1 protein-coding gene is annotated in these 777 nt (G+C 42.7%); it reads left to right on the forward strand.

Annotation, left to right across the window (positions count from 1 at the left end; all coding sequences use genetic code 11):
* Window positions 1-236 precede the first annotated feature (236 nt).
* A partial coding sequence (locus tag A3729_RS29230; RefSeq protein WP_197476258.1) for an ATPase, T2SS/T4P/T4SS family occupies window positions 237-777 on the forward strand: 541 nt, incomplete at its 3' end.

A 777-nucleotide genomic window follows, 5' to 3' on the forward strand; every position in this document is an offset into this window, starting at 1 on the left:
TGTTTTAATGTAATCGTCTATTGTTTATAAGATTAAGACAATACAATGCTCGTCTTACTTAAGTTAAATGCTTAATTTAGCTTGCTCGTGGGATTATGAATAATACTAACCTGGCGGACCGAATTTAAGGGGTTACCGTGATAGAAGAGTCTCAACATAATAGTGCTGATGCAGCGGATATTCCGACTTTAGAAGAGTCCGGCACCGCATCCGGCTCTGTTGAAGATACTGGTTTAATGCTTCCATTTGAGCGGTTGCCATTCTCCTTTGCTAAGAAGCAAGGGATAGTATTGTTGAAAAATCAAAATAACGAGTATGAGATTCTTTATCGGGCGGGTCTTAGCTCCCAGGCTTTTGCAGAAGTAAACCGTCTAACTTTTGGTGAGGTTCCTTTTCAACAAGTTGATGAGGCAGAGTTCGACGAAGCTTTAGGGCTTGCTTACCAAAATGACTCTGCAGAAGCAATGCAGATGGTCGAAGGTCTGGGCGACGATATGGATCTGGCCAGCTTGGCAAACTCGGTTCCAGAGACCGAGGACTTATTAGAGCAAGAAGATGATGCGCCGATCATCAGACTAATTAATGCTATTTTGACCGAAGCAGTAAAAAATGATGCTTCAGATGTGCATATAGAAACATTTGAAAAACAGCTTGTCGTTCGCTTTAGAGTGGATGGAGTCTTGCGAGAAATCGTTAAACCCAAGCGCGCACTAGCGCCTTTGCTGGTGTCTCGTATCAAGGTTATGGCAAAACTCGATATTGCTGAAAAGCGTGTAC

The organism is Oleiphilus sp. HI0043 (assembly GCF_001634935.1).